At 40.7% G+C, this 23,498-nt stretch carries 16 protein-coding genes and 1 pseudogene; 7 read left to right on the forward strand and 10 right to left on the reverse strand.

The features are described from left to right. The first annotated feature begins 7 nt into the window (after positions 1-7). The 4 genes from ACVA53_RS11315 to ACVA53_RS11330 all read left to right on the forward strand — a co-directional run bounded on the left by ACVA53_RS11315 (position 8) and on the right by ACVA53_RS11330 (position 5,518). Positions 8-1,618, forward strand: coding sequence for an ATP-binding cassette domain-containing protein (locus tag ACVA53_RS11315; RefSeq protein WP_446505153.1), 1,611 nt, complete (start codon positions 8-10; stop codon positions 1,616-1,618). After that, on the forward strand, positions 1,615-3,756 hold the full coding sequence (locus ACVA53_RS11320) for an ATP-binding cassette domain-containing protein (protein WP_255044129.1): 2,142 nt from the start codon (positions 1,615-1,617) through the stop codon (positions 3,754-3,756). Before ACVA53_RS11315 ends, ACVA53_RS11320 begins: the two co-directional genes overlap by 4 nt. Positions 3,757-4,015: 259 nt before the next feature. Then, entirely contained in the window at positions 4,016-4,396 is a 381-nt protein-coding gene (gloA, locus tag ACVA53_RS11325) for a lactoylglutathione lyase (protein ID WP_255044130.1), read from the forward strand. Between the two features lie 21 nt (positions 4,397-4,417). Further along, positions 4,418-5,518 (forward strand): alkene reductase, encoded by a 1,101-nt coding sequence (locus ACVA53_RS11330; RefSeq protein ID WP_446505154.1) that lies wholly within the window; start codon positions 4,418-4,420, stop codon positions 5,516-5,518. Positions 5,519-5,626: 108 nt separating this feature from the next. On the opposite strand, the gene ACVA53_RS11335 is transcribed toward ACVA53_RS11330, so the two are convergent. From ACVA53_RS11335 to ACVA53_RS11355, 5 genes are all read right to left on the reverse strand, one after another. Beyond that, on the reverse strand, positions 5,627-5,920 hold the full coding sequence (locus ACVA53_RS11335) for a GNAT family N-acetyltransferase (protein WP_446505155.1): 294 nt from the start codon (positions 5,918-5,920) through the stop codon (positions 5,627-5,629). A 45-nt stretch (positions 5,921-5,965) separates the two neighbouring features. Next, positions 5,966-6,484, reverse strand: a complete 519-nt coding sequence (locus ACVA53_RS11340; protein ID WP_446505156.1) for an outer membrane beta-barrel protein — start codon at positions 6,482-6,484, stop codon at positions 5,966-5,968. Between the two features lie 207 nt (positions 6,485-6,691). Further along, on the reverse strand, positions 6,692-7,963 hold the full coding sequence (locus ACVA53_RS11345) for a family 43 glycosylhydrolase (protein WP_446505157.1): 1,272 nt from the start codon (positions 7,961-7,963) through the stop codon (positions 6,692-6,694). Between the two features lie 190 nt (positions 7,964-8,153). Then, complete coding sequence (locus ACVA53_RS11350) at positions 8,154-9,488, reverse strand: glycoside-pentoside-hexuronide (GPH):cation symporter (RefSeq protein ID WP_255044135.1); 1,335 nt, start codon at positions 9,486-9,488, stop codon at positions 8,154-8,156. 823 nt (positions 9,489-10,311) lie between these two features. Beyond that, positions 10,312-12,120 carry a sulfatase-like hydrolase/transferase gene (locus ACVA53_RS11355; protein WP_446505158.1) on the reverse strand — a complete coding sequence of 603 codons (1,809 nt, stop codon included), beginning with the start codon at positions 12,118-12,120 and terminating at the stop codon, positions 10,312-10,314. A 524-nt stretch (positions 12,121-12,644) separates the two neighbouring features. On the opposite strand from ACVA53_RS11355, the pseudogene ACVA53_RS11360 reads away from it, so the two are divergent. The 3 genes and pseudogenes from ACVA53_RS11360 to ACVA53_RS11370 all read left to right on the forward strand — a co-directional run. Then, positions 12,645-12,782 (forward strand): annotated as a pseudogene (locus ACVA53_RS11360) (IS982 family transposase); the annotation flags it as partial. Between the two features lie 416 nt (positions 12,783-13,198). Then, a complete protein-coding gene (locus tag ACVA53_RS11365; protein WP_446505159.1) occupies positions 13,199-14,392 on the forward strand; it encodes a XylR family transcriptional regulator in 1,194 nt (397 codons plus the stop codon). Between the two features lie 393 nt (positions 14,393-14,785). After that, complete coding sequence (locus ACVA53_RS11370; protein WP_446505160.1) at positions 14,786-15,427, forward strand: DJ-1/PfpI family protein; 642 nt, start codon at positions 14,786-14,788, stop codon at positions 15,425-15,427. A gap of 591 nt (positions 15,428-16,018) precedes the next feature. Here the strand turns inward: ACVA53_RS11370 and ACVA53_RS11375 are convergent. From ACVA53_RS11375 to ACVA53_RS11395, 5 genes are all read right to left on the reverse strand, one after another. Then, on the reverse strand, positions 16,019-17,509 hold the full coding sequence (locus ACVA53_RS11375) for an L-fucose/L-arabinose isomerase family protein (protein WP_446505161.1): 1,491 nt from the start codon (positions 17,507-17,509) through the stop codon (positions 16,019-16,021). A gap of 12 nt (positions 17,510-17,521) precedes the next feature. Next, positions 17,522-18,544 carry an aldose epimerase family protein gene (locus tag ACVA53_RS11380; protein WP_446505162.1) on the reverse strand — a complete coding sequence of 341 codons (1,023 nt, stop codon included), beginning with the start codon at positions 18,542-18,544 and terminating at the stop codon, positions 17,522-17,524. A 534-nt stretch (positions 18,545-19,078) separates the two neighbouring features. Continuing rightward, a complete protein-coding gene (locus ACVA53_RS11385; RefSeq protein WP_446505163.1) occupies positions 19,079-21,436 on the reverse strand; it encodes a glycoside hydrolase family 3 N-terminal domain-containing protein in 2,358 nt (785 codons plus the stop codon). A gap of 142 nt (positions 21,437-21,578) precedes the next feature. Continuing rightward, complete coding sequence (locus tag ACVA53_RS11390) at positions 21,579-22,967, reverse strand: glycoside-pentoside-hexuronide (GPH):cation symporter (protein ID WP_446505164.1); 1,389 nt, start codon at positions 22,965-22,967, stop codon at positions 21,579-21,581. A gap of 187 nt (positions 22,968-23,154) precedes the next feature. Beyond that, a partial coding sequence (locus ACVA53_RS11395; RefSeq protein WP_446505165.1) for a hypothetical protein occupies positions 23,155-23,498 on the reverse strand: 344 nt, incomplete at its 5' end.

The following is a 23,498-nucleotide window of genomic DNA, read 5'->3' on the forward strand; positions in this document are numbered from 1 at the left end:
GTAAGTAATGAAAAGCCAACCATTTACTCGTAAAATCAGTCCATTAGACAAGTTATACTTGTTATTCTCAACCTTAATGACCACCCTATTGGGCCTGGTGCTGCCTTTTTCGATCTTGATCATTTTTGATCGCATCTTACCAAATCAGTCAACCAATTCACTGATGCTGCTATTTGCCATCATTTTGTTCGCCATTTATCTCGATTACCAACTCAAGCGACAAGAAGAGCATTTAGTTTCCGTAATCATGAAGCGCTTTGAAGGCCAATTGACCAACCGGGTTTTCTTAGCCATTTGTGCTGCCAATATTGAGCGCTTCAACCGATTGGAAATGGGGGAATATTTAGAGCGTATCGCCACCATTTCCGATATTAAGCAGTTTTTCGGCGGTGAAACGATAAAAGCCATGATCAACGCTGGTACCAGCGCCATCACGGTATTGATTATTCTGCTGATCAATTTCTGGGCAGGATTAGCACTCATTGCTGCATCAACCGTGCTGTTTTTTGCTGCCCGCCACTTGTCACAACGTCGCGTCGACGTACTTTCCCAACGTTCAGATATCGAGGGACTGACAAATTCTAAAATCATCGAGATAGTATCAAACCCATTGGATATTAAAAGCCGCACCATGGAATACCGTATTGAAAGCGTGATGGTTGAAATGATCGGTGAGCGGGAGAACCAAAGTATTACCTATGAACGCTTGGAGTCGTCGTTCAACCTCACCCTCAACGTAATACAGCAACTTTCGGTCGCCATTGTCGTCGTTCTTTGTGCATTAGCGGTCATCAACATGGAAATTAGCCAAGGGGTAATGGCCGCCGTCATTCTGCTGACTAACCGCTACTTCGCTCCCTACCAACAAGTGATGCGCACACTTAGCCGCTGGAGAACCAATCAACTCAATGTTAAACGCATTGCTGAGGTGATCGAGCTGGAATCATTCAATCATTATTCACACAACGAAGACGTTGTCCGCACGGTATCTGTCGCGCCAACAGGAAACGATATAACGGTGGGTATCCCGGCAATGTCACTGACAACCGGCGAAATCAATCTACTTACCGGTTCTAGCGGCAGTGGTAAAAGTCACCTCTTACGATGCCTTACCCGTGATAGCCACGATGATAACCTGTCTTTTATCATCAATAATGACAAGCTAGCCGATGACATTGACTACGGGGAATGGCGAAGCAACGTTATCAAGGTAGATAAAAACTCCGCGTTAGTCGAAGGGACAATTATTGACAATCTCACCTGCTTCCAACCTCACCTTAATAGCGCAGCCTTTTCACTCTGTGAAAACCTCGCCATAAAGCATAAAATTGATGGCCTTAAAAACGGTTTCTATACCAAGATTTCAAGCCATAGCCAGCTGCCATTCTCACGCCAAGTCCTGTTTGCTCTGCTCATCGTGAGAGCGCTGTTGAGTAATAAACCCGTATTGCTAATCGACGATATTGATATGGTATATGACGAACAGTTTGCACGCTTGCTACTCGCCTGTATCACTCCCAAAGCCAACAACTTCATCTGCATTATCGTCAGCAATAAATTGGGGCAGCTCGATCCCCGCCTGGTCCGCCACAAACTTGTTTCTAGGGTTGCCGCATGAGTGTATTAATTGATTTCAGCAATATCGATGAGCGGCTGGGCGACTTTGGCTCTGCCAAGTTCAAGGAACGCTACAAAGGATCACCCACTTTGCTTGGTTTGGCCTATACCCTAGTGACTCTTCAATGGGAAGGTACCCCCGAGATCCTCAGTGATGCCTTCGTTCCCAAAAGCCAAGATGTCGACAGTTTTGCCGCCACTCTGTCACGGCTTGATTACGAGTGTAATGTTCGGCAATTAACCACTATGCATCAGCTTGAGAGTGTCTCAACACCGGCTTTTGTCCAGTTCGATAACGTCTGCACCATTTTCCTTGGTATTGAAAATGGTCAAGCCAAACTGTTTGATTACCGCAACAATGTCGTCATTGAACACCTGTTGACAAACGACAGCTGCACAGTGTGTGAAATTTCAAATTACTCGAAAATATTTCGGGAACCGCCACCGGAGTCTCAGGACAAATCCAACTGGATAAAATACGCGTTCTATCGCTACAACGGTGAAATCAAAAGCCTGCTGCTATTGAGCTTAATCATTAACGTGTTAGGTGCAATGCAACCGTTCTTTATCATGGGGGTTTACAGTTTTGCTTTAAGCTCGGGCTCAGAGTCAACGTTATTCTGGCTAACTGGGTTTGCTGTCTTTCTTGCATTGTCTGAATACGCCTTCAAACGAATGCGAATGAATATTTTGGCAACATCAGGCAAAGATCTCGCTACCCATATATCACGCAATGTTATCAGTAAGTTGTTATGGCTCCCCTACTCTATGACGTCATCCGCTGGAGTTTCTTCTCAGCTGGCAAGATTGAAAGACATCGACCAGTTCAGAAAGCTGGTCACGGCAGAATCTTCGCTTAGTTATTTCGACATGCCATTTGTGATCATCTTTATTATGGCCATCACTATTATCTCGGGCACAGCCGCGCTCACCGTGCTGGCAGGGATTGCACTGATGCTGTTTTTCTGTGTATACGCTCGCTACATCTACACTCAAGCCACCTCAAAAAGCTCTCGAGCCAACGCCATGGTGTCTTATCAGTGGAATGAGTTGCTAAGAAGTATCAGTAGCATTCAAGGGCTTCCGCTCATCAGGGTGATCCGATCGCGCTTCCAAGCAGCTCATGAGCAAAGCTTGGAGGATGCCAAAGGCGTATCGGTAACCAATGGCAAGATCCAAGCAATGGGCCAAGGGTTAATACAGGCTATTGGCACAGCCAGTATTGTTACTGCGGTTATTGGCGTTATGGCAGGAGAGACCGATGCCGGTGCCATGCTGGCAATCATCATATTGGTCTGGAAGGCGCTGGGGCCAATAATGGGGATCTACAATTCGATAACCAAATTCAAAACCATTAAATCTGCCAGCACACAGATAAACGCGTTAATGTCACTTAACGATGATCGTCATTCATTGGAAAGCAGCCCGCCAATCCGTCGGTTTAAAGGGAACATCAGCATTTCCGGCCTGACCCACCGGTATCAAGGAGCGGCAACGGGGCTCACCAACTTGGCCTTCTCCGCTCAGCCCGGCGATAAAATATCGGTTTCTGGGGGCTCTGGCTCAGGGAAAACCACCTTACTGACTATTTTGGCAGGGCTGGAAGAGCGCTATCAAGGAAATGTCTTACTGGATGGCTATAACATCAAACAATTCAACAATTTTCGCTATAGAAAAGCCATCAATTACATTCCTTTCGAACTGCATATCTTCGATGGCACGTTGGAATCAAACTTCATTATTCATGATGGTGTCATTTCCAAGGAACAGATGGAGGAGACCATCGAGTTCTTTAACTTGCACCCCTGGCTACCCGATGGATTGCAAACACAGATGTCGTCGGAATTTGTTCAGCAGTTGCCTAATGGTGTCCAGCAGTTACTACGGATGGCTCTGGGCCTAGGTAGCTACGATCAGGGCATCATTATTATCGATGAGCCTTTCGTCGGAGGGGAGAAAGAGTACACCAAGTACATCAATAAGCTATTTACTGAAAAGCTCGCCAATGCCACGGTGATCTATACCACCAATGACAAAGCCTATATCGCAGCATCCACCAGCTGTCTATTGCTCGACAATGATGGTACACAAAAGTATTTCGGCTTCCCTGACAAGGTCATTCAAACGATGAAGGGGTAGCTAAATGTTGGGTGGCGTCTGTCGCCCAACTTCCTTTGCAGATAATCATAACCACTTCAATAATTTCTTTTCCCAGGTAACAGCATTATCCTCCTTTATTGATAGTTAAACCTAATTTAATAAAATTAAATTATCAAAAGTATAACCAATGATAATTTAACTTCCTCTCTCCACCTCGCTATAGTAGCGGCATCAAAATTGGTTTTTCAAACCAAACGACACATGCTAGTTAGTTCAGCGTCACTACAGAGGGTGCGATATGAAATTTCTCCACACCATGATCCGCGTTACCGACCTTGATAAATCTATTGAGTTCTACACCAAGATATTGGGTATGAAGGTATTGAATCGTTTTGAAAATACTGAATATCGTTACTCACTGGTTTTCGTTGGCTATGAAGAAAACGGCGCAACTATTGAGCTGACCTATAACTGGGATACCGACGCTTACGAACTAGGTAATGCATTCGGCCATCTAGCCTTAGGTGTTGACGATATTTACGCAGCCTGTGACAAGATCAAAGCCCAAGGAGGCAATGTATCGCGAGAACCAGGTCCGATGCTTGGCGGTACGACTCACATCGCTTTCGTAAAAGATCCAGATGGCTACGCTATCGAACTTATTCAGACAAGCAAATAAATACAGGTTGGAGTACTAGAGATGAAAGATACACTATTTCAGCCAATGCGCCTTGGCAATGAAACACTTAAAAACCGTATCGTTATGCCACCGATGACTCGTTCGCGTGCAACTCAGCCGGGTAATATCGCTAATGATATGATGGCAACATACTATGCTCAGCGTGCCGATGCTGGTCTAATTATTGCTGAAGGTACCCAGATTTCTGAAATGGGCCAAGGCTATGCTTGGACACCGGGTATTTATACCAAAGAGCAAATCGCTGGCTGGAAAAAAGTCACAGATGCCGTTCACGCAAAAGGCGGCGTTATTTATGCGCAGCTTTGGCATGTTGGCCGAGTGACCCACCCCGCCAACATCGGTGGTCAGCAACCTATTTCATCTTCAGCCCTAAAAGCTGAGAACGTAAAAGTCTTCATTGATGACGGTAACAACGCACCGGGTTTTGTCGATGTCGTTGAACCACGCGAGATGACAAAAGACGATATAGTACATGTGATTGGTGAGTACCGCCAAGCGGCTCTCAATGCCATTGAAGCTGGCTTTGACGGTATTGAGCTGCATGCTGCAAACGGCTACCTTGTGAACCAGTTTATTGACTCAGAGGCCAACAACCGTACTGATGAGTACGGCGGCTCTATCGATAACCGCCTGCGTTTCTTAGGTGAAGTCGTTGAAGCAATGAGCCATGCTATTGGAGCGGATCGTGTAGGTGTGCGTCTTGCCCCGTTTACGTCGCTTAACGGTACAGTTGATAATACACCCGTTGAAACTTACACCGCAGCCGCAGCATTATTGAACAAACTGAATGTGGTTTACGTCCACATTGCCGAAGTTGACTGGGACGATGCCCCCGATACACCGCAAGCTTTTAAGCATGCTATTCGCGAAGCTTACAAAGGCACGATCATCTACGCAGGCCGTTACAACACTGAAAAAGCCGCGCAAGCGATCAATGAAGGCTTAGCTGATATGGTTGGCTTCGGTCGCCCATTCATTGCTAACCCTGATCTGCCTAACCGCATCATGAATGGCTACCCACTTGCAGCACACAATCCAGAAACACTGTTTGGTGGCGCAGAGAAAGGGTTACTTGACTACCCGGAGTATCAAGCAAGCTAACGCCGGCTGAAAACGGCCTATACCAAAAGTCCTGTTCGATTGAGCAGGGCTTTTGTACATCATAAGTGTTATACAAGACAGCTTCATCTTTTTAAAACAACCTTTATATCAAGGCTCCTTCTTTGCCAACAAATGCTGCCATTCATTATGTTTTTTCATATAGTGAATAACATAGCTGCATACGGGGATAACCGTATAACCTTCTTGTTCAATTTTACTCAAGACCGCTTCCATCATTACACTTGCATAACCTTTTCCTCTTAGAGCCTCAGGCACCGAGGAGTGATCGAGAGTTAGAACGTTACCGGAAATTTGATAACTTACTTTTGCTTTATAACCCTCAACAAGATCGACAAAATAGGTTTGATTTTCTATATCGTGAACAGCTTTGTAATGAACCATAACCCTTCCCTGTTTTCAACCCGCGTCATAAATTATTGGCCAAACTTAAAAATGATAATTAGCTATAATAACAACTTGATGGGTATTTTCTATTTTTACATCCTCTTCATCAAAGTCTTGGTGAATGTAGCGATAAGTCAAATCGGCGCTCCAGTTCCTATCAATATGATACGATGCACCAACTTGTACCCCTCTAACGAAGTCTAAAGACGTTTCATCAGCAATATCGTTATAACCAACCCCTACTAAAAAGCCACCATTCAGCGATACTTTATTATTTAAATCATAAAGGTAATCGTATGAAGCATAAAATAGACTTTGTGAAAACGTATCCTTGTAGCTATAGTTTGCCATCACTCTATGCTGCGAGTCTATCGTTAGGCCAGCATTCAGGTGAACAAAAGCATCCTCACCATTTGTTGAGCTTGCACCATCTAACCTATCATTTTGGTAACCAACACCACCACCGACAAAGTAATCTGTTTCAGCAGAAACCGAAGCAGGATAAGTAATCAGTAGGAAAATTATCAGGATAGTATCCTGTAGATGGCTGCAACATTTCATGTTCTGGGGCGATCCAGTTCGACTAACCAGTTAAGTGCGTGGAAGAGTTAACCCAACCTGGGCCTGACATCGACTCTTTACCTCCATAGAACGTCACTCATTAATACTTCCCCATGTAAACATAGGGCGGGTACTGTTAACTCATGGTCTTGGCACTCCGGAATTTAGCTAAATTGTCTCCTCATAATTCTGTTTTTCTATAAGAATTCAGATAAATGATAGAGAAAATATCTTCATACCAAGCATGCTTTCACCAGAAAAGTTCAGCTCTACACTATCTATATTCAGAGGATTATCAAAAGTAATCTCTATATCACCTTCAAAGCAGTCGTCAATACATATACTTTTAATTATAGTTTCAGAACCGCTATTAGAGTGAACATTGATCGTAATATTGCAATGAAGTTCATATTCAACAATAACATCAATTTTTAAACCTTTAAAACACTGATTGCTAGTTATATTTGGAAATGCTAGACATGATTCACCGTCGTTCAGTTGAACTGCAAATCCTTTATGGCATTCCACTTTCTTTGTATTTGTAGATTTAAAATAATTGCAAGCTAGTATTTTACCCCTATCAGGTTCATACCTACCAACGCCAACGCTATTAATTACTATAGGTTCAATTTCCCCATTTTCTCTGTAATTAACATAACTAATCCAACTATCTCTATAGTATCGATTACCTAAACCTTGACTCATATCACAATAAGTAAAGTACTCCTGATTATTCCATTCAAAGAACGATCCGTGCCGACCCTGAGTTAACCCATTGGGCCAAGTATACTTTTTAAAATCTTCTTCAACCAAGTCCTCTCTAACTATAACGCCTTTATATTCATAAGGACCATAAACATTCTCCGCCATTGCATAAAAACACCCCCACGATAAATAATAAAATTTTCCGCGTTTGTGAAGAAAAGCTTTATCATCAGTAGATTCACCATATGGCCCTCTTGGACTGATTATTTCTATCTTCCGTGGTTCCTCTGCTAAAGAAATCATATCATTTGACAGTTTTGATATGTAGTAATCAAAAGCACCAAATACCAAATATGATGACCCGTCCTCTTCTTGAAAAATAGCAGGATCATATCCTTCATCGAAATCATCACTTGAAATTAACGGTTTTTTTAATGGATCCCTCCAATCTTTTGTGGGATTTTCAGAAACCAATACACCGATTTGCTTTATACCTTCTCTGACGTCAGAAAAATACCAATAATATAGATCATTTTTTCTAACAGCGTCTGTTGCCCAGCATCCATTACTTGGTCCACATAAATAGGTATCTTCCGGTGATATGACACTCTCTAACTGCCAGTCAACCAAGTTATTTGAGGACCAAACCCACCAGTCTTTCATGACAAAGTCGTTATTATTATCTGAAAAATCATGAGACGCGTACATATAAGCACGCCCATCAAAGATTCTTATATGTGGATCACAAACTCCTTTACCCAATATATTTCTCATCACTAACCCTGCGTTAACTATAAAACTAAAAAATAATTAATATTATACTATAATTTCAACCAAGGACGTCGCACGAGCTAGTTTAAAGTAAATAATACATAAAACAAAAAATAACTCTAACGTTAACATTTTCACTTGCTAACAATATAAACCCAAGCGCGTCCTGGTCTTTCAACTTTAGATTACACGATTAATTAACTGACTCTAGACTCTTTTTAACTTCGTTAACACGTTGCTCAGTCAGTGGGTAGAAATTAACCATAGCTGCTACAGCAATAAAAATAACACCCGGGATAAGGGTAAATAGTGCGTTGATCATAGTCAAAGCACTTTGAGCCTGAACCTCTGCACCTCCAACATAACCACCCAAAGCTAATAACCACCCTAGCATTGCACCACCTAACGCCACACCAAACTTAATAGAAAAAAGATTGGTCGAAAAGACGACACCACCAAGAGAGCGTCCTGAAAGGTGCTTTTCATAGTCAACAACATCCGACATCATACTCCATAAAAATGGGCTAGCCGCCATTTTAAGAAAGTTAACAATAACCATTAGAACAATTATCAAATTCACCTGATTACTCGGAATGAAGAATATCAAAATGGCAAACATACCCATGACATAATTAATAAGCTGATAAGCTGTTACTTTATCAAGCTTTCCAAAGAGAGGTACAGCAAGCATTGCACCACAAACACCTGCTAGCTTACCTAGAACCATAAATAAAACGACTAGATCTGGTCGTTGCAAGATACTTACGACATAATAAATAATAACCGCATCTTTGAGTACAAAACCAACTAGCATTATGATGTTCTGTATGAATAATACTCTCCAAGCCGGGTTCTTTGATAAATGTTTCAAGTCACTTTTCAAGTTCCCACTTTTTGTCTGTCGAACATCAATTTTTTCTTTTACATTAAAGAAGCAAAACAAGAAAAGAATTACCGAAAGACTGGACATAACGGACATAGCACCGATATATCCTAATTGCAAATTCCCACCACCAATATAGTCTACAAGCTTCATTGCTAATAGCACAATAACTAATCCTGCAATGGACGTCATTGTGAATCGATATGATTGTAGACTCGTTCTTTCATTTGAATCGCTAGAAAGCGTGTTCGCCATTGCACAATAAGGTACATTAATCATTGTATACATTAACGTAAGAAAAATGTAAGACGCATACGCGTATATCAACTTACCTCTTTCCCCAAAATCTGGAGTATAAAAGACAAGAATACAGGAGATTGCAAATGGAATAGCAACCCAAAGCAAGTAAGGTCGATACCTACCAAACTTTGACTTGGTTCTATCAGCAAGTGAACCGATTAATGGATCTGTTATTGCGTCGAGTATCCTTACAATTAAGAACATCGTTCCCATATGTGCTGGAGATAAACCGTATACATCTGTATAAAAAAAGGCCAAAAAAAGCATAACCGTCTGCCAAACAAATGCGCAACCCGCATCTCCAGCACCATATGCGATTTTCTCTCTTATTCTTAATTTTTCCATAAAAACTCAATCCTTTCGCTACATTAATATAATTATTTACATTCCATAACTGCTATCAACCATACAAAAATAGTGTAAACTATAAATATAAAACCAATAGTTACTGTTTTTCATTTATCTATTATCATAAGTATTAATTGTGACAACCTTCACGTGATAAAAACTAGTTTCCCACTGATAAATTTAATTTCACTTAAGTTTAAAACTAAAAAATCATAACCAATTGTTGTAGTTAATTTATAATTACATTTTAAATTATTTTAACTTAATCATAATGTTCTTTAAGAAAAAACAAGGTCGGCTTGCTATCAATGCATTTTTTCAAAGGTATTGATGGTGTTAATTTGCTTTACACTCATTTGTTATATTTAATTTTTTCAAAAACTCTAAAAAGGCACCATCAATTCTGTAGAATAAAATAGATTTATTTTGCGTCATAAACTTAGGACACCTCTAGACCTCATAAACTATCCACATCTATAAAACTAAATCCGCCCAGCTAAGGGGAAGTGAATCCGAAACACAAGGGCCTTGCTGGCAAACGGCAGGGGCAGAAAGAAGCAATAGAAAGTCAGAGATATGTAACGTAATTAAGCCAACTTAAGAGCGATAGGTGAATAAGCTTTCAAAATAGTGCGAATCCCGCTATTTGGTCAAGCCGAAGACAATAACAGCACTGAACGTTAAAAATCATTCAGTGCTGTTAAAATCAGCGATTACAATGCCTTAGCCGTGCTCATTATGTACGAATTACGTCACTTTAATCGCCCTGTTTTGTTCAGGATTTACTATAGCAAATATCAGCATCTGCTAAGTATTTTGGCTATGGTACAAGTTTTTCACTAACTACGTCACTCTCTTGATACCCTATACGATGAGCGACAGCTTTTAACTGTTCACCTGCTTTTAATTGTACTGGCGCTTTGTACACCAACCAAGTTTTTGGTTCATACCCATTACTGATAACTTTATACGCAATATTAGCACCTTCCGTTGCCGAACTAATATGAGCAACACCACCTGAAATAGTGACCGCTGGCGGTTGCGTTTTGGGTTTACTGTCTTGACCTTGCCATAAATCCGCAATCAACTCTCTTTCTGGTAAATTCGGCTGATCACCAATATCTGCTAACCAGCGATCCATCTGAGCACTTAGCTTATCTAATGTCGCTTTATATTTAAGATCGGCCGATAGGTTATGCAATTCATGGGGATCATTTAGTGTGTCAAACAATTCTTCTTTATCTTTAGTCTTTCTAAACCATTGCGCTTGCGCGGATGTTAATCCTCCCTCAACCTTCAACAAGCGTAATAATTCTTGCATGGTGGGGATTCTTTCACGGTAAGCAATTGGTAAATAATAGCCTTGCTCTGGACGATAGTTACGAATGTACTTAAAACGCTTATCTTTTACTGCGCGGATTGCATCAGTCTGATCATCAAAACGATCTGCTGCAGCATATATATAATTACGCTTTGGTTCTGTATTATAAATAAAGTCACGACCATGCATATATTCAGGCTTCGTTAAACCAGCAATCGCCATAGTGGCAGGTGCAAAGTCAACAAAACTGATCATTTGATCGTCTTCTAGGCCAGCATTCATCCCATCAGGATAACGGATAATCAGCGGCGCTTTTAATCCACTATCGTAGATTAAACGTTTTTGTCTAGGCAAAGGACCGCCGTGATCGGCATAGAAGAAGATAATAGTATTATCATACAAACCATCATCTTTTAACTGCTGTAAAACTGCAGCCATTTGCTTATCGGTTTCGGCAAGATTGTTATACATTTTCCACATATCACGACGTACAGCATCAGTATCAGGCAGATATGGCGGAATATTAAAAACAGTATCTAGCGGTAAATGTATTGGTGTGTCACTCCCTGTGGTTTTTTCCATCTGATGTTCAGGTAATTTAGCAATACGTTCGTTATCATCAGAAAAATAATGTCGATACTCTACTTTTCTTATACCATATGGGTCAAACAAACCTGATTCATGAGGCGTGGTAAAATTAAATACCGCATAAAACGGCTGACCTTCCGGACGATTGCGCCAGTGAGCGAAACGTCCACTTTCATCCCACGCCGTTTTAGGCGCAGAAAATTGATAATCCTCTTTATAATTATTTGTGGTGTAATAGCCGTCCTCACGCATATATTGACTTAGCATTTTAGCTTCTGCAGGTGGTATAGCGTCATAGAGTGGTAAACCAGCAGGTCTAGGAGGCGCATTAGTACGCATATGACTAGCACCAAACGATGAAGGATGTATACCTGTGGCCAAGCCAGCACGGCTTGGCGCACAAACTCCTGCTGTAGAGTATACGTTAGTATACTTAATGCCCTCAGCCGCTAATTGACTAATAGTTGGCATTTCTATCGTGTTATCACCATAAACTGGCAATACATTAGGGCTTGTATCTTCCATGACTAACCACAAAATGTTCATTTTCTGTGGAGGGGATATCTCTGGTGATGTTTGCGAGGCAGAAACTATAGAAGATAAACTGAGAGCGCTGCCGATCATGGCGGCCAAACTGACCTTTTTTACTACTTTCATTACACCTGGAAAGTTGTCTTGCGTTAAGCCTTCTATATTTTTTTCATTTTTAAATAAGTTCATAATAAAATAATTTCCTTGAGCATTTTCATTGTTATACTCCTTTATATTATATAATGACCATTGGTCTTTATTAACAATTAATATTTAACTCACATATTCAAACCTCCAATCAATTATTATTAACACACTTATAAAATTTAACGCTAGATAATAATATAGTATATTTAATATATAATATTATTGATAAAAATTAATTTTTAACAGGTGAAAAAATGGTTAACATTATTTTTCATTTATCTATTGAAGCGTTATTGACTAAATAAACTTTAATATAACCTTATCGACCATTCATACTCTGGACGTCACCTCTTAACAGATCAATTGCCATTTTAATCATCCTTATTAACTTATTTAACAAACGAGAGTGCTATCACGAAATGGTTTAAGTTTTATGCAGGCAAAAATACAATATCTCGCCTGATACTGATAGGTCACCTTAATACGACAAACTCACCTTAACACGAGCCGTCACCTCGCCTGATTAATCGACAACTCCCAAAAGGTAATATGCTAGTCATAGATAAATGTGTAAGTTAGTGGATTTGTTCTGTCATGTGGATGATTTTTTATCCTTCGTGGCAGAAGCTTCAATTCGAAAAAAAGAAACGAAAGAGAAACCGCAATGGCCGAGTTTCTGAAGTGAAATAATGACCATTATGATCTGGCCAGAAAGCCCAATCACTAATGAGAAATTAATCTGTAACCGAGTCCAGAGATAGATTGGTAAGTCGCCCCACCAACGTTGCAGGAGCCCTTGCTCAGAGCAAAGAGGGTGAGGTCGCAAAACCTCTCGTTTTATCGCTTTAGAAGCAACAATGCCTCCATCGCGTGACAAACAATAGGTTTACAAATATACCGACCCAAACCTAATACATAGTTTAACCTCTTGCCAGTACCGGCTCTCAAAATCCCATACGAAATGCTATGTTAGTTGAACATGGTACTCATGGGTGGTAAATAATACACAATTACGTTATTTAATACTGAAACTCATGGATTTCATGAACGTGTCCGAGATCACACCGAAAACGACTATTGGCTGGTAGACTGCCCCTCATCAAAAGTTAAGGGCATATCTATGAATAAAAAACTCCGCATTAATCTACTATTCAATGCCAATAAAACTTACGATCGTCAAGTGATTGAAGGTATTGGTGAGTATCTACAAGCCTCTCAATGTAACTGGGATATTTTTCTCGAAGATGACTTCACTACTCACATTGAAAATATTCAAGCTTGGCAGGGAGATGGTATCATTGCGGACTTCGATAATCCTGAAATCGCGCGACTTCTAACCGGCACGGATATTCCTGTTGTCGGTGTGGGAGGATCATACGAAGATTCAGATGAATACCCTGACGTTCCATACGTTGCTACTGATAATCAAGCTCTGGTTGAATTGGCTTTTCAGCATTTAAAGGATAAAGGACTACAACACTTTGCCTTTTATGGTTTTGCTGATGATGAAGATAAACGCTGGGCTAACGAACGAGAAAAAGCATTCAAAAAGATAGTGAAGCGAGAGGGTTATGCCAGCTCAGTCTACCGCGGTAATGACACTAAACCTCATACTTGGCAGTATGACATGAACCGCTTAGCTGACTGGTTGCAAATGTTACCGACACCAACCGGTATAATAGCGGCAACAGATTCTCGAGCACGCCACTTACTGCAAATGTGCGATCATCTTAACCTAATGGTTCCTGACAAAATATCCATTATTGGCATTGATAATGAAGAACTTGCACGTTACTTGGCCCGTGTTTCACTAAGCTCTGTTGCTCAGGGGTGCAAAGAGATGGGCTATCGAGCAGCAAAAATGCTTCACAAACACATTGATGCGAAAGCCAATGGTGATTGTCCTAAAGTACTGAAACAAAAATTCAAGCGCGTACTTGTGCCACCCTCTCAGGTTCACCATCGTCAAAGCTCCGATTACCAAGCGTTAAATGATACTTATGTCATTCAAGCTATGCACTTTATCCGTCAGAATGCTTGCAAAGGTATTAAAGTCGACCAGGTATTAAGTTATGTCGGTATTTCTCGCTCAAACATGGAAGCAAGGTTCAAAAAAGAGCGTGGACACTCAATTCACCAAGAATTACACAACTCTAAGCTTGAAAAATCCTGTAATTTATTAAAGTCCACATCTTTGCCTATTGTAGAAATTGCTGAAATATGCGGATACCCATCATTGCAATATATGTACTCTGTGTTTAAGAAAAATTTAAACAAAACGCCAAAAGAGTTTAGAGATGAAATCCATGAATAATTTCAACAACAACCAGTTAACCAAATCAATCTTTATTGATAACTTTAGTAAAAACATTTAGGAAATTTTGGATACAGAGAGCATATTTACAGATCTTAAAACGGAATTTTTCATTAAAAATGTGAAATCCCTCCTTGATAAGTAACATTACCCTATAAATAGGGTAATGATTAACTACAATCTTATAACGCGATATTGTCAACGAGTTAGTGTAAATATTCTGTCACTAACTCAAGAAAAAATAAATATCACATACCTATTAAAAGCCACACAAGTACTTTTCTTATCTGCCCTCGAAAGGCAATAATTGTTCTATTTATAGTTAAAATTTCATCTTTAATCTATCGTACTAAAATAATATCATTAATAAAAACATTATTAGGAGTTAAACTGATGAAAAAAGTTGCCCTGTTACTTTCTTCTGGTTTTGAGGAAGGGGAAGCCATTAATGTGATAGATATACTACGCCGCCTAAACATATCTGTGACCGTTCTATCTTGCGATAAAAATTATTATCTCATGTCTTATCATGGTGTTAATTTATATGTCGATGATCTACTTGATAACCAACGAAACTTTAAATTTGATGCAATTGCATTGGTTGGCGGTCCACCAAACACAGATAAGTTAGGTTCAGACAAGACTGTAATTCAATTCATTCAAGAACACATTGACTCCGGAGCATACATAGGCGCACTTTGTTCATCTGGCGCTAAAGTACTAGCTAGAAACTCATTGCTTTCTGAGCACCATTACGTTTGCTGTGGAAATTTACACCGCAATTACGATGATGGTTTATATGTCGATCAACCTGTTGTCATTGATGGTCAATTTGTAACGGGTCAAGACTACGGGGTTACCATCGATTTTGCTTTTGCGCTTGCAAGCGTACTGATTGGTAAGCGCCGAACAAGATCGCCAGAAATGGATGATATTGATTGGGTAGCCAAGCACATAAATTATAATCGTTTCACTAACTACCATATGAATTCGATTACAGATAAGAGTTTAGATCCTCATGCAAATTCACTGTAGAGGAAGTGGCCAAGGCTCTTGCTGTATCGCGTAATGGGCTTTATCGATGCGGAACCAATGCAAAAAACTAGGGGGTGATGAAAGCCCCCTGAGTGGACGATATTTATCTTCTTTTTTTATATTCATGAATAATCTGTTCATTCCCGCTTTAATATATATTTAAGTTCCCTAACATATTTGCTAATAAAGTTGCGTTTTACCTGCAAATAATATCAATAAATCCTGAATCTTCCTTCATAAATCCTATTGGGTTTGCAACTCTATTTTTAATTAAATAATAATCAAATTATGCTTCATCAAATCGCCTTCTACAATCTCCACACCTTGTTATTGACACTGCGCCTTCAAAACAATGCCAATATCAAAGCAAAGCAGTGAGATAACTGAATTATAATTCTCAATTCAGAAAATCCCATGTCATAATAAATACATTAAACAAGTAAACAGGGTCCGATATTCTTAAAGCAGTAGCGATTATCTAAATTTGAACGAATAGATAAAACTCATAAGCATTTTTAACTGATAATAAAAAAGGCTTTAAGAAAACTCTTAAAGCCTTTTTATTATCCAATTAATTCAATTGTGTTGGTATTAACCAATAAAAACACTTGGAATTTCATTTGGGTAACGCTCATGCGCAGGTTGATTATAATCAATATCTGACACACCAATAAGGTCTAGCACTTGATACAACGTTTTGCCCACATGACCAAAGGCAATACCAGCATGGTGCGGATAACGTTTTTGAACCAAGACATGGCGGTAAAAGCGCTGCATTTCTGGAATAGCAAATACTGCAATTGAACCAAACGATTGAGGGTCGATATCAAGAATGTCACCTTGCGCTACGTAAGAGCGAAGCTTAGTATCTGCCGTTGATTGAAGACGGAACAACGTCACCTCACCTGCTTTAATTTGACCTTCAAGCGTCCCACGCGTCATGTTTGGCTCTTGTCCAGGCTCAATCAAACTGTGCATGATTTTTTGGAAGCGAATCTGCGAGCTCTTCATACAACTTGGAGCAGTATTACCACAATGGAAGCCCATAAACAGATCTTTTTCTGTGTAGTCACCCATTTGTTCTGCCGCATTCTCAATCATGTCTTTAGGGACGGTATTATTGATGTCCAGCAGCGTTGCAGGATGATTGGTTGCACAAGTAATCATGTACTCAGACAGTGCACCATAAATATCCACTTCACACGCAACCGGGATGCCACGTTCAGCTAGGCGAGCATTGACATAGCAAGGAACAAAGCCGAAGAACGTTTGAAATGATGGCCAACACTTATTCGCAAAGATACCAAAGTTTGCAGCTCCTAGGTTTTGCTCATGGAACGTTAGCAGTGCTACCTCGTATTGAGCCAGTTTTGGCAATAGATCTGGGTAAGGGTTGTTGTCACCAAGTTCACGCTCCATATCCGCAATAATACCTGGAATGTCTGGGTGTCCTTCTGCTTGCTGATAGATCTCAAGTAAATCAAGCTCACTGTTTTCCATCACTTCAACGCCAAGGTCAAACAACGCTTTAATTGGGGCATTACAAGCGACAAAATCGTGTGGACGAGGGCCAAAGCTAAAGATTTTTAGCCCTTTCAAGCCCAAGATAGTGCGTGCAACTGGTACAAAGTCGCCGATCATAGTTGCTACTTCGTCTGGGGTTCCCACTGGGTACTCAGGTATATGTGGACGAATATTACGAAGGCTTGCGCTGTACGAGGCATTTAGCATACCGCAATATGCATCACCGCGAGCGTTGTTAAGGCATGAGGTTGATTCTTCTGCAGCCGATACAAACATAACAGGGCCATCAAAACGCTGTGCCATTTGAGTCAGTGGACCTTCAGGCCCAAAGTTACCCAAATAAATCACTAGAGAATTAATAGATTTGTCCTTCGCTTCTTGAAGAGCCTTAACCATATCATTTTCATTTTCGATAATCGTTTCTAACTCGATAATACGAATATCTTTCTTTTGACATTGTTCTACAACACTGTTTCGCCGTTGCTCTGAAAGTGAAAGAGGAAAGCAGTCACGGCTTACGGCAACAATGCCCATATTTACTTGAGGAATGTTAATCATAATAATCTCTATCTATTTTCCAATCGTTTGTACTTGATATACAACATTGTGACGGTATGGCTTATTTGGCCCGTAAATACAATCTTGCTTGTTATCCATATTAATTTGATTTGGATAGCATTGTGTTTCCAAGCATAATCCCGCATGTTTTTTATAAACTTGTGAGTTTCGACCAAGCTCATGATTCAAGAAATTACCGGTATAGAACTGCATACCTACTTGGTCACTGGCAACATGCAGCTTTAATCCAGTTGTCTCTTCATAAACAACGGCATTGGGTTGTAATTCTGTGGCGTCAAAGCACCAACAATGGTCAAAACCACCAGCCGCTTGTAATTGCTCATTCGCTTGAATCATCCCCTCTTTGATCTTCAGTTGTTGACGAAGATCAAAAGGTGTATTTGCTACTGGCGCTTCAAACAATGGGATTGCACAACTATCAACGCACAAGTAACGGTCAGAGTGAATCTGTACACTGTGATTTAGCACATCTTCACTTTCACTGAGGTTGAAATAAGTATGTTGTGTCATGTTTATTGGTGTTAAACCATGTGGCATCGCTTCATAACAAATACACAACTCACTTTGCTCAGTAAGATGATAGGTAACAACAAAATCAATAGTATGAGGATAACCCGCTTCACCTGCATTCACGGTGGTCGTAAGCTTTAATGTCATGTCATCAACACGAGTGACATCCCAGCGCTTTTCACCAAGGTTAGCAGAAGCACCGTGCAAGTGATTTGTGCCTTCATTTAATTCTAAAGCGTAATCAACATCATCAATTGAAAAACGGCCATTCGCAATACGGTTCGCCCAAGGACCAACGATACACCCGAGGTAGCACCGACCTTTAAGGTACTCGCTCGGTGCTTCATAACCTAAGACAATATTCCTCGTTTGACCGGTTTTATCTTGTGCATAAAAATTGACAATCAAACCTCCAAGATCAGAAATATCGACCTGTGTACCTCGCTGGTTAGTTAATGAGAATAATTGGTATTCCCCCCAGCTCATCACATTTAAATTTGCCATAATAGATTCATCCGAAGCATTTCAATAATTAAATTTTGCGACTTATGGAAATGTTTTTCTATTATGTTTTTTTAATATTGAATGTATAAAATAAGTTATTGTGAGCAAAGGCAAATATCGATAAGTCCTTATCAGACATAATCCTTGAAGTAAAATGGCAGATCCTATCCACATGATAAATAAGCGCAGAGTCTTACTTGTAATGACAAAGACAACGGCTGACCTGTCATTACAAACAGCAGGTTTATGCTTTATTTAATTGCCCTATTTTAAACGTAACAATAAAAAACCCGAGCACGGAAAGTAACTCGGGAATAGTATTTATGCGGGTTAATTAAACTTATACCAACCTAAATAAGTATTTGATCAGTTTTACTGGTTAAAATCGCTGCTATCTATGTTAGAGATTTTGTAATTAGAGCCACTAGTTACTGCAATCTCTGCCTTGATAACAACCATTTTTCCTGCGTAATACATAGATCAATTACTTATCCAGATTGGTATTAATGATTTAGATCAATTCATCTATCATGATTAATCGATAGAGACTTCACACACCATTTTCCACTCTCTTGGCAACACCTTCTTACCCGGTTTCACTTTGATAGTGTGACGAGACTCAACCTCTTGAGAAGAACGAGCGAGCATCAAGTCAAATTCCCCCCCTTCAACAACACGTTGATGAGATGAATCAGTAAAGCTCAACATATCAATTGGCAACGTAAAGGTGACGGTTTTCGTCTCACCCGCTTCTAAGTGTACCTTTTTAAAGCCTTTAAGCTCTTTAACAGGACGTACAACAGAGCACACTTTATCACGTGCGTACAACTGAACAATTTCAGCACCTGAACGATCACCGGTATTGGTGATGTCCACAGAGAGCGTCACTGACTCATCAAAGTCATAATCTACTTTTACAAGTGTTGTATTACTATAATCGAAGTTTGTGTAGCTCAGACCAAAGCCAAAGTTAAATCGAGAACCGAAGTGGAACGCTATCGGCGTCCCCGCGCTCTTCAACTTATGGTTGTAGAAATACGGCACTGCGCCCACATTCTTCGGAATTGAAATCGTCAATTTACCGCTAGGATTCGTCACACCAGTTAGTACATCAGCAATGGCATCTGCACCACATTGACCCGGGGCCCATCCGTACACAATAGCAGCCGCTTCATCTTCTGCACGTCCTAAGCAGTATGGACGACCGCCAGTCACTAGAACCACAACCGGTTTACCGCTATCTAACGCGGCATCGAGCAACTGCTGTTGTACACCCGGTAAGTTCAAAGAATCCGCATCTGAGCCTTCACCAATAGTACCGGTTTGGAATAGTCCCGCTAGATCACCCACACAAACGACAGCCACGTCAGCATCACTGATAATAGAAACTGCAGATTCAATATTCGATGTATCCATGCTCACTGGTGATGTCGTATTCTGTGCGACTGCCATGTCTACATCACCAGGGAATACCGGCGCACCACCATGACGTTCAGTTAATATATCGCAGCCTTTTTTGTAACCGATGAGCGTCACACGATCTTCTAATGCTTCTTTGATCGATTTTGCAACACGCTCTGACGCATCGCTGCCACTCAAGATAAGATGTACAGGAAAACTGTAACCACCAAGCAGTGCCAATGGATCATCAGCCGTAGCACCGAGTAATGCAACTTTGCTGTTTTGCGCCAGCGGTAGCTGGCCGTCATTTTTCAGCAATACAATCGATTCGCTTGCCGCTTGATATGCCAACTCTTCGCTCAATTCATTATGTAGCGAATCTGTTGGAACCGGCGTGTATGGTTTTTCAAACAAACCAAGATCAAACTTCACAGACAAGATTCGAGATACAATTTCATCGATCTTCTCTTGCGTAATAAGGCCTTGATCTACAGCTTGACTTATGTACGTCGTGCACGCATCGTCCGGCAGTTCAACATCCAGCCCCGCATTGAATGCTTGTGCTGCTGCATCTACACGGTCTGTTGCCGTTGCGTGATGCTCGCTAAGAAGTTCAACGCCGCCATAGTCAGCCACAATAAGACCATCGAAGCCCCACTGATTACGCAAAACTTCCGTCATTAGGTAAGATGAACTATGGCACGGCTCACCATCAATATCATGGTAAGCAGGCATCACAGAACCTGCATTACCGAGCTTAACTGCCATTTCAAATGGTAATAAAAAGGTATCATTCAGCTCTTTAAAACCTAGATTTACCGGAGCGTGGTTTCTCGCACCTTCACTTGCCGAGTGGCCGACGTAATGTTTAAGCGTCGCAATCAAATCGCGATCCTTACCTTGCAAGCCTTTCACATAGCTGGTCGCCATCATTCCGACTAAGTACGGGTCTTCCGCCAATGTTTCTTCCGTTCGCCCCCAGCGAACATCACGCGATACATCCAGTACCGGCGCTAGCCCTTGTTTTGCCCCGACTGTCCGAGCTTGGCGACCAATATCTTCAGCCACTTTCTCGATCAGCTCTGGGTTCCAAGTGTGACCGTAGTTCAGAGAAGAAGGATAAAGCGTCGCACCTTGTGCCATTAAACCGACTAAGCATTCTTCGTGAGAAATTGCAGGAATGCCTAAGCGTGTCTCTTCAATTAAATATTTTTGAAGCTCATTAAGTGCTTTAACTCCTTTCTCAGCACCGACAGTATGTGTACCTAGTGGACGTGTAATTTGACCAAGGCCATGCTTCAATTTTTCTTGTACCGTGCGAGATGCGCTGTTATTCGACATTTCTAACTCACGCTCTTGGTGGTCACCGCTCTCATCCAAGATCAACCATTGTGCACCCAACTGAGCCACTTTCTCTTCTAAAGTCATTTGGGAAAGCAGATCTTTCACACGTTCAGTTGTGGTGTAATTAGCGTCTTTATAGATACACATAATCAAATTCCTAATTTTGGAAATTTAAAATAATTTCTGTCTTCTAAGCAACAATGCTGTGTTGCATACATGAAAAATGTTTAGTTAGCCCCACTTGCTCGGGGCTAATCAATTCTGTTCAGGAGTAAAAGCAGTCAGGGGGTTAACTCAGCTGGGCATTATGAACCGTTTTGTTTTCTTTAGTGAGTTGCTTGGCATCAAGCTCTAACAATGCCTTAATTTGAATAAGCTTCTGCTTATCAAGCTTATAGAACATCATGAAGATAGCTAACGAAGCAAACATCACACCGGGAACAACGGTATAAAGTAGGTTAATCGCCTTGATCGCCTCTGCCGGTTGTACTTCAGCACCGCCAACGTAACCTGACCAGGCCAGAATCCAGCCTACGGCTGCACCACCTAGCGCGATACCTAACTTGATAGCAAATAAATTGGTAGAAAACACCATGCCACCTAGTGAGCGGTTGCTTCGTGTTTTCTCATAATCCACGACATCTGACATCATGCTCCAAAGGATTGGTGTTGTCGCGTTTTGAACCACCCCTAAAACCATGGCGATAACAAAGATCAGCACAACATTTGACGGTTCAACCATGTACATCAACATGGAAACAAAACCAGAAACCACAATTAGTGCGCGGTAAACCATCGGTTTGTCATATTTACCAAACACCGGAGAAGAAAGCGTCGCACCTACAATCGCGGCAATCATGGTGGCAATCATGAACATTGTGGCAAGCTCTGGTCGCTCCATTACTGTATTAACGTAATACATGGTGGTTGCGCCTTTTAGCACCACACCAGTCAACAGAATAATATTTACGATGAACAATACCCGCCATTGATGGTTAGCCGCAAGTAACTTGAGATCCGCCCATACAGACTGCTTCTCTTCGATATCAGGAACATGACGCTCTTTCGTATTGGCAAAGCTGACAAAGAATAGAGCAATCGCGATTAAACCCATTACAGCCATGGCACCAAGGTAACCTTTTTGAAGATCACCACTACCAATTAAATCAACCAATGGCAAAGCAACTGTCGCGACCACTAAACCACCGGTGGTGCTCAATGCAAAGCGGTAAGACTGTAAAGATGTTCTCTCGACTGAGTCATTGGACAAGGCATTTGCCATCGCGCAATACGGCACGTTAATTGCTGTATACATTAGCGTAAGGAAAATATATGACGCATAGGCGTATACTATTTTGCCCGTTTCACCAAAGTCAGGCGTGTAGAAAGCTAACATACATGCCCCACCAAATGGTATTGCCATCCATAATAAGTACGGGCGGTAACGGCCATGTTTTGATTGGGTTCGGTCGACAATCGACCCCATTAAAGGATCGGTTACTGCATCAATCACTCGAACTAGAAGAAACATTGTGCCCATATGAGCAGGCGATAGCCCGTATACGTCAGTATAAAAGAAAGCAAGGAATAGCATCACTGTTTGCCAAACAAAGTTACAGCCAGTGTCCCCTAAACCATAAGCGACTTTCTCTCTTACGGTCAATTTAATCGATGTCATTGTTATTCTCCGGGTACAATATTATTTGCCTTTATTTTTAACTTTTAATTTGAACTATTCAATTTACCCAAAATCGCAATTAATTTACGTTATTTTGCTTGTGTGACCCGAGTCAATATTTCTAATTAAAACCAAATTAAAAAACTTTAAAATCAACACGTTGAAAACTTACAACTCTATTTTATCATTAATAATAAAACTTGTGCACCACAACACTATTATTAAATTTATTAAATTTAAAAACGAAAATAATAATTGATGAATGAATGAAAAAACAAACCATCCAATCACAACTATTAACAAATAAAAACAACAACCAAACGGAACAACCACAATAAGCAAGAGCTTTAATGGATTTAGATAAAAAGCACCCAAAACCATTAACACCCTTCTTTCCATCACTATGATGTAGACAGGATGATTTTTGATCAAAGTTGAAAGATCGCCTACGTTTTGTATCCGCCCCATGATTCCACGGGGCGATTATTAATGAGAGAAGTTCCAAGGAAGTAGAGAGTCGATATCCGGCTC

Source organism: Photobacterium sp. DNB23_23_1, from assembly GCF_052873815.1.